Origin of the sequence: Bacillus sp. C30 (genome assembly GCF_040838255.1) — a bacterium.
Lineage (GTDB): Bacteria > Bacillota > Bacilli > Bacillales > Bacillaceae_G > Bacillus_A > Bacillus_A mycoides.
In genome coordinates this window covers 1-7,232 of record NZ_JBFPJH010000166.1, presented here as the reverse complement: position 1 = coordinate 7,232, position 7,232 = coordinate 1, and the positions used below count along the sequence as shown (strand labels likewise).

The 7,232-nt window shown below is 34.3% G+C and carries 7 protein-coding genes and 4 pseudogenes; 3 read left to right on the top strand and 8 right to left on the bottom strand.

From position 1 onward, the window contains the following. Together AB3X49_RS15025 and AB3X49_RS15020 are read left to right on the top strand one after the other, a co-directional pair. Positions 1-430, top strand: a 430-nt coding sequence (locus AB3X49_RS15025; RefSeq protein ID WP_367963074.1) for a hypothetical protein, incomplete at its 5' end; no start/stop codon positions are given. Between the two features lie 208 nt (positions 431-638). Beyond that, a pseudogene (locus AB3X49_RS15020) lies at positions 639-1,370 on the top strand (IS4 family transposase); the annotation flags it as partial. 48 nt (positions 1,371-1,418) lie between these two features. Here AB3X49_RS15020 and AB3X49_RS15015 read toward each other — a convergent pair. The 3 genes from AB3X49_RS15015 to AB3X49_RS15005 form a co-directional block, all read right to left on the bottom strand. Then, complete coding sequence (locus AB3X49_RS15015; RefSeq protein ID WP_367963072.1) at positions 1,419-1,640, bottom strand: hypothetical protein; 222 nt, start codon at positions 1,638-1,640, stop codon at positions 1,419-1,421. A gap of 96 nt (positions 1,641-1,736) precedes the next feature. Then, a complete protein-coding gene (locus tag AB3X49_RS15010) occupies positions 1,737-2,402 on the bottom strand; it encodes a Kunitz family serine protease inhibitor (RefSeq protein WP_367963070.1) in 666 nt (221 codons plus the stop codon). 400 nt (positions 2,403-2,802) lie between these two features. Continuing rightward, a complete protein-coding gene (locus tag AB3X49_RS15005) occupies positions 2,803-3,318 on the bottom strand; it encodes a hypothetical protein (protein WP_367963068.1) in 516 nt (171 codons plus the stop codon). A gap of 297 nt (positions 3,319-3,615) precedes the next feature. On the opposite strand from AB3X49_RS15005, the pseudogene AB3X49_RS15000 reads away from it, so the two are divergent. Further along, positions 3,616-4,100, top strand: a pseudogene (locus AB3X49_RS15000) (IS6 family transposase); the annotation flags it as partial. Here AB3X49_RS15000 and AB3X49_RS14995 read toward each other — a convergent pair. The 5 genes and pseudogenes from AB3X49_RS14995 to AB3X49_RS14975 form a co-directional block, all read right to left on the bottom strand. Next, complete coding sequence (locus AB3X49_RS14995; RefSeq protein ID WP_367963066.1) at positions 4,026-4,193, bottom strand: IS3 family transposase; 168 nt, start codon at positions 4,191-4,193, stop codon at positions 4,026-4,028. The pseudogene AB3X49_RS15000 and the gene AB3X49_RS14995 sit on opposite strands and share 75 nt — an antisense overlap. Further along, a complete protein-coding gene (locus AB3X49_RS14990) occupies positions 4,193-4,522 on the bottom strand; it encodes a transposase (protein WP_503413846.1) in 330 nt (109 codons plus the stop codon). The genes AB3X49_RS14995 and AB3X49_RS14990 overlap by 1 nt, the downstream gene beginning before the upstream one ends. Positions 4,523-4,619: 97 nt before the next feature. After that, positions 4,620-4,865: pseudogene (locus AB3X49_RS14985) on the bottom strand (ATP-binding cassette domain-containing protein); the annotation flags it as partial. A 378-nt stretch (positions 4,866-5,243) separates the two neighbouring features. Then, positions 5,244-5,750 (bottom strand): annotated as a pseudogene (locus AB3X49_RS14980) (recombinase family protein); the annotation flags it as partial. 46 nt (positions 5,751-5,796) lie between these two features. Next, positions 5,797-6,966 carry an ETX/MTX2 family pore-forming toxin gene (locus AB3X49_RS14975; protein ID WP_367963064.1) on the bottom strand — a complete coding sequence of 390 codons (1,170 nt, stop codon included), beginning with the start codon at positions 6,964-6,966 and terminating at the stop codon, positions 5,797-5,799. Between the last annotated feature and the right edge of the window lie 266 nt (positions 6,967-7,232).

The following is a 7,232-nucleotide window of genomic DNA, read 5'->3' as shown; positions in this document are numbered from 1 at the left end:
GCGTTTACTTTTAGAAAAGTTATTCCAAGAATATGAAGAATGTTATCCTAGCATGTATTTCGTATTTCAAAAAGTAGAACATCAATTTGTTTTTACGGATGTAAATCAGGAATTACTTCGATCTCTTCATCAACAAAGGGAAGATTATATTGGGGCAACCCTAGATACCGCACCATACCTTGGAGATGACGAAACAAAACAAAAAATAAAAACACTTTATCTATTAGCATGGGCGGGAAAAAAAGTTATTTATTATTGTTTTCCTGTTAGTAATTTGGATATATTCGTGATTACGTATTTAGAACCACAATATGTAAATGGGCAAGTCTTTCAGGTAAGGGGGCGTTGTGCATCCTTTCATAAAAATGAATTTCAAGATATAATAGAGCAACTAAAACAATTTGTTACCTTTGAAGTCTTACTACATTAATATTCGTGCTATATACTCAGGGGGTTTGTTGCAAAGATGTTAATCGAATTACAACACGACACCGTTAGTAAAAGAATTAAGTTTACAACTACAAAACATACAAGGGGTACCACCACACATTCATCAACTTAAGGATTTAGACCATTCTTGAAGTTAAAAGCACGTTACTATTCTCTTATGTTAATAAGAGAATAGTAACGTGCTTTTTATGAATATGCATCAAAAACAAGAGCTGTCTTTATTTGCCGAAGAGTTATATCGCTATATGTCTCCCGCTACACTTAATCAATTAGCTATAGAAGCAGGCGGAATGAAACGAAAACGCAAGTGCCATGGGCACCATTTTTTATCTTTGTGTGTATGGTTAAATCAACAAATCGCTACTACCTCTCTTACTCAACTTTGTAGTCAATTAGAAACTTCAACAGGAATTTTATTAAGTCCTGAGGGACTTAATCGGCGATTTAACTCGGCTTCTGTAGCCTTCTTTCGAACTGTATTCACTACACTTCTACAAGCTAAAATTGGGGGATTATCTAAGATTTCTCATGCTCTTTCTGCTTACTTTGAGCGTATTCTTATCCTTGATTCTACAACATTTCAAGTGCCGGATCGATTTGCATCTACTTATCCTGGTGCCGGAGGATGTAGTCATAAAGCTGGTGTGAAAATTCAACTAGAGTATGACTTGTTGAGTGGAGAATTTTCTGATGTGAAAATTGAACCAGGAAAACGAAGTGATCAGGCGTATGGTGCGACTCGAACAGGTATGGCACAAAAGAATGAACTATATATTCGTGACTTAGGATATTTTCGTTTACAAGACTTTAAGTCTATTCAAGATAAGCAAGGATATTATTTATCACGTCTTAAGTTACCAACTAAGATATATAGAAAAGAATTCGAAACGGTCGTATTTAAAACAAAACCCGCTCAACTGGGTTCTGGTGCAAAGTTTTCTAAGTGAAATTAAAATGTAAGAACCTGTCTAGAATCTTTTTAGTAAAATCGCCACACCTGCCAATAAGCAACTTTGTCTACTATTTTCAAGTGTTCGTTCACAATCCAGCGTTTCGGTAAAAACAACAAATTTATGAAGTTCAGAGCGCTTGATGATTTCAACCGAACAATCAATTGTTTCTTTTATCGATTGTGCAAATGATGTGCCCGTGTACCCACCATCACAAAGTATATTTGTCACTTTGTCCAATGTTTCGGTATGTCTTTCGCACATTTGGATAACAGCATATTATATGTAATAAAAAAAACCTTTAAATAAAGGGACTTTTTTACTTCTTAATGTTTTTTATTCGCTAACTTCAATCACTTCAAAAGGTGTTTGTCTGTCATTTAAAGGTGGAAGTTTCGGACTACGCATGCCAGTTCTATAAGGTTTCATCCAAGAGTCCCCTTTGTATTCAACAAAATCCCAAGTCATATGTCCAGTACCGAATCTCTCAGGAATGAACGTAGGTAAATCAAGGATTCCTATTCCTATAGAAGTATCTTCTGACGATCCATAAATTCTATGATCTGCCTTATCATCATTACTTAAATAAACAGAGTTTTCACCAAGAGTCCAATATTTACATCCCTCCCAATTCGTTTTCGTTGATTTTATACTTATCTTATCATCAGATCCTATGAACCCGTCTGTTCTATCTTGATTCTCAAAAATAATAGGTGCTCCATTATCAGTTGAAGAATCAGAGAACCGAACATAATCATAAGGAGTCCAAGGTTCCAATAGAGGCTTTCGAGGTTCAACTGTTACTCCACCGTTATCAAGTAAATTTTTATCTTTTAAATAGTATGGCGTATTATATTTCAATCTTTCTCCACTTTTTGTTACAGGATCGGAATTATCCGCAGCTAACGCCGTTACTGGAAGTGAGGCTGCAGCCATTCCTAAAGTTAGTACACTGGTTAAAATTTTTTTCATGTTTACACCCTTTTCATTAAGTTTATTCATTTTTCTCCATCAATGATAGTACAACTTATTCTTTAGACGGTCTATATCCAAAAAAGTACTTTAATTCAGACAAATTTCACATCATAAAACCTTTTATTTCCGAATAGGGTGTGCCCAAATGGGATATTATGGTCATTTGGTTTGTTGGTATCTACACATATACCAATCGGAAAAGATACAAAGAATGTAAAACACATACATACTAACCCAATCATAATTATGTCATCACTCCCTTAGCACAATAAAATAAGACTCTGTACCGATCATGGCAGCGCCTAAAATAGTAAATGCTATATACATGTAACCTCATTAAATCTCAATATTGTTCAATACTTGCAAAGTATTTGAATGGATGTTTTGCAAGTATTGTATTTATTTATAAAGAATACAAGGTCAATTTCTATCCACCAAGTCTTAACATATTTCTGAGCTTATTACTTGGATCCGCCCCGATTCCATTATCTTCCTTTTGGTATATTTGCTCGTAAAAGGTAGACTTGTGCAATTCTCCTTTCTCATTATAAAACTCTGCCTTGACGTTTAGCACATAGCCTGACGGCTCCATTTCTTGTATTTGAATAAAAATTTTGATTGTCCCCCTTAATATGTGATTAAAAGACAATACTCCAATGTCCCTGGGTATTTCAATAAATACTGGACCGTCCGCGTCCGAATCGATGTTAGCCGATCCCTTAAGAAGATTCTGTATCGTAGGTGATATTTGTAATAAAAACAAGTCACCTTCATAATATCTCTTTCCTATCTTTTCTAATGGGATAGATGCATACAATTGATAACCCACCGCATCCTTTTGCTCAATTTGATTTTCGCTTGCTTGTACATTCATAGCGCTTACAGACATTGCATCACTTACTAATATTCCTGCACAAATAATAGGTTTGATCCATGTTTTCATATATATTTCTTCTCCTTGCTCAAATATCTTGAGGTGATAAAGTAAACCTGGAACACATTATAAAGATAAATTATTCTATATAAGAGGTATTTTAGTCGTGAAATTAAATACATGAAGCATGTGTGTCCCACTTTCCTACCAATGCATCATTATGGAAAATTCAATGGTACACGTCTTTTAATCATTCTACAATAAAAAAATTGGGGGTTGGAAACGGACATAAAATAAAACGGTTCTGTTGCAAAGTTTTCTAAGTGAAATTAAAATGTAAGAAAAATGATTCGAGGAGCATGATGCATGAAATATTTTAAAGGAAAACAGTTTAAGAAAGGTATTATTTTGGTAGCCGTCGGCTATTATTGTCGTTTTTCTTTAAGTTATCGTGATGTATCTGAAATCCTGAAAGAACGTGGAATTTCCGTGCACCCAACAACAATCATGCGTTGGGTGCATAAATATGGCAATTTGATTTATCAAATTTGGAAGAAGAAAAATAAATCAGCACATTTCGTATGGCATTTAGATGAAACCTCCATCAAAATCAAAGGAGAGTGGTGTTATCTTTATCGTGCGATTGATCGAGAAGGATACACCTTGGATATCAACTTCGTAAAACAAGGGATCATCAAGCCGCTTATATGTTTATGAAAAGGTTAGTGAAAGCTTTTGGAGAACCAACAGTTCTTACAATAGACAAGGCTCCTGCCCTACTTTGTGCGTTCAAAAAACTGAAACATAACGGTTTTTATGTGCATACGAACCGAATGATAATACATATAAATAAATTCAGCCACTAATTGATTAACTTGAGCCAGAGAAATCAGTTTTTCTCTATGTAAACATTCACGTTTAAAGATGCTAAAAAACGATTCCATCACGGCGTCCCCTTTCGGGACATACTTTGTTGAATCTTTTGTTGATTACAAAAATCAGTAACTGTATAACTGGTAAACTGAGATCCTGGATCACTATGAAATAGAATCCTTTTTTTACCCCCATAAACAGTTTTGACTTGCTGAATTGTATCTTTGACTAATTGAGCATCTTGGTGAGTATCTAACGAATAGCTAAGCACCCGACGGGTGCTAATATCTAATGCGGCACAAAAATATACTTTCAGCCCATTCGTTAAACGAAACTCTGTGATATCACATACAACAGTTGGAACGTCTTTCTTACCAGGTTTAAAGGATCGTTCTAATATATTTGGAAATGTATGATGTTCTTGCTTTCTTTTCTTATAATACGTGACAACTTTTGACTTTAATCCAGCTCGACATAAAGTTTGTCTTACTTGAGATAAGCTCAGCTTGCTTCATTTTCGTAATATCCGTTCCTGCAATTTCAACAACGCCGCCTGTCGCTTTATCAAGCGTTGAAATTACATTTAATAACGTCGTTTTACCAGAACCAGATGGTCCCATAATGCCAACAAACTCACCCTCTTGAATTGAAAATGATACACCTTTTAACGCATATGATTGGTTCTCCCCTTTTTTACCGTATACTTTTTGAACGTTTTTCACGTCTACAACTGGTTTCGTCATATATATCCTCCTACGTTTGTTTTTCCATTATCTATTTTGCGTTTTTTGGAGATGAACTGCTATTGATTAACATTACATTTCCCTTACACTTTTGTAAGATAAGATGAGCACATAAGCCCCGGTTTTTATCTAAATAAATTCGATTCCTTCTTTTTGAGCCAATCATGCCTGAGGCTGTATCAAAATAACAATTAAACATGTATGCGCTAATTAGAAAAAGGAAAATAGTTATTTTGTTATTTATACATAAACGCGTACCTTTAGGAATTTTTAGTTTTATTCTTTATTAGAGTAATAGGCCTAGTGACAGGGTTGCTGTTCTAGTCCGCAATAACATATCCAAAATAAGGGTATTTTCAAAGAGTATAATGTATTCGTTTATTTTGAGCCGTGTATCTTCCTATATAAAGAGGATCTGGATACACTCGTAATTTCACAAATCTATTTTACTGTCATATTTCCTTCTTCATAAAGCTTCATTGTATAATTCATTCCTGCATATTTCTCATGATATTTTTGAACTCGCCCTTGATATTTCCCCTCTTTTTTAGCAAGGTTAATTCCTTCACGTTTGCGCATTCGGATTAAGCCTCATTCTAATTGATTTACTCCTCCTATTACTGTCATTAAGAAATGACTATATGGATTTTCCTCAGATAAGTCTAACCAAGTATCTTTTATTGATTTTAAGTTTGCTTGTTTACTCTTTATGTAATTAACTAATTCAAATAAGTCTCTTGTACTTCGGGTAATTCGAGTCAAATCTGTGACATAAATGGTGTCTCCTTCTTTAAGTTCACCTAATATATTTTGAAGTTCAGGTCTATCTTGCGTAGCATCTGATACTTTTTCTTGATATATGATATCTACTCCGATTTCTTCCATTATTTCTTCAAATAAAACAAGCCGCAATTTGCGGCTTGTTCGTTACTTAAAAGGATTCATGGTTTTCAATCTTTTGTTGATATTGTTTTAAAGGCATGATAATTGGTTTCTTTGCTGGATTAAGTGGTTCCAGTTTTACTTGTGCTGCAGTTGCTTCTGATAAATGACCTGCTACACCTGTATATTTGGATGTAACTTTTCCAAATGATACGGTTTTCTTTTCGTCATCTAATTTAACATAAGATGGAATTGGTAAATCTGAATACTTATACAGATTATATAAAAATTCTTGTCGATTTGGGACTGTGAGATCTAAGCTTTTGTCTCCCGTTATTTTCTGGGCATCTTGCCAATTTTTTTCTATACCATCTATTAATTGATTCATAGCTGGCTCAACATCAAAGTTCATTGTACCAGAAAAATTTGCTTCAGATAATTTTATAATTAAAGAAGTTTTATATCCTGGTAGGCACTTAAGTGTTTGAGATGGATATGTAACCGTCTTTTCAGTGGAAGATGTATTTGAGCTCGTATGATTATAATTTGCTTCAAATGATATTGTAAGAGTTTCTTGAGCTTGCGCTAGTGGAATCCCCGCTCTAACTGTCGTCGCGGCAGAAGCTCCTAGTTTTCCACCTTCTGAATTAGAATATGTGAAAGAATCTGTTACTTTTTTTGTTGTTGAAGGAGTCGCGAAAGTTTGTTCTAATTCTGTGTCATTAGTATAACTAGCTACTTCAATATTATCTTCTTTATAATTATCCACTTTTGGATTATCTAAGTTAATTACATTTTGAGTAGAAAGATTGGAATATTCAGGAATCCAATCAAAAAATGGAGTAATTCCACTCAGTATTTTGTCTTGTGGTCCCATAGCGATTCCTGTTGTCTGCTTATGATCTCGTATGATTTGAGCATAGAAAGCTGTCAATTTGTCGTCTTTGTTTAACTCTTGTTGATTAGCTGGTTTCAGACCATATAAAGCAACTAATTCAGGGTGTCTGTCCATAACTCTCATATATCGTTCGTATAGATCTCCCGCTAAAGTGTATTTATTAATGGGGTGAAAATCTGATACAGAATCTGCTGTAGAATAATTTGTAGTTACTGCAGCGGCAGCCGGTATCGGTTTATTTACAAATGTTAGTCCTGTTCCCAATAAGCAAACGAGTGGAGCTACAATTGCCACCTTTTTATATCTTTTAATAGAATGCATATATTACATCTCCTTTATTAACATTATTAAGTATCTTGAAATAAGAATAACAGGGTATACAGTGAATTTATAGGAATATCGGTACCTTTGTTAAAGGTAAATAACCTAACCTTTGCATATAACGAATAACGGAAGTGCATGGAGTTGATGGCGGGGGTGATTGCTATAGAGCGTTTTTTCCGTTGGAAAATTATAAAATGAAATGCAACAAGTTAAGGAGAAAGTTATACTAACTTTCTTTATAGAACAAGTACTGATTTAAGAGT

Coding starts and splice junctions, on each gene's coding strand:
- AB3X49_RS15010 (WP_367963070.1), bottom strand. CDS start 2,402: ATGAATAAACTTAATGAAAAGGGTGTAAACATGAAAAAAATTTTAACC.
- AB3X49_RS15005 (WP_367963068.1), bottom strand. CDS start 3,318: ATGAAAACATGGATCAAACCTATTATTTGTGCAGGAATATTAGTAAGT.
- AB3X49_RS14995 (WP_367963066.1), bottom strand. CDS start 4,193: ATGGAATCGTTTTTTAGCATCTTTAAACGTGAATGTTTACATAGAGAA.
- AB3X49_RS14975 (WP_367963064.1), bottom strand. CDS start 6,966: ATGCATTCTATTAAAAGATATAAAAAGGTGGCAATTGTAGCTCCACTC.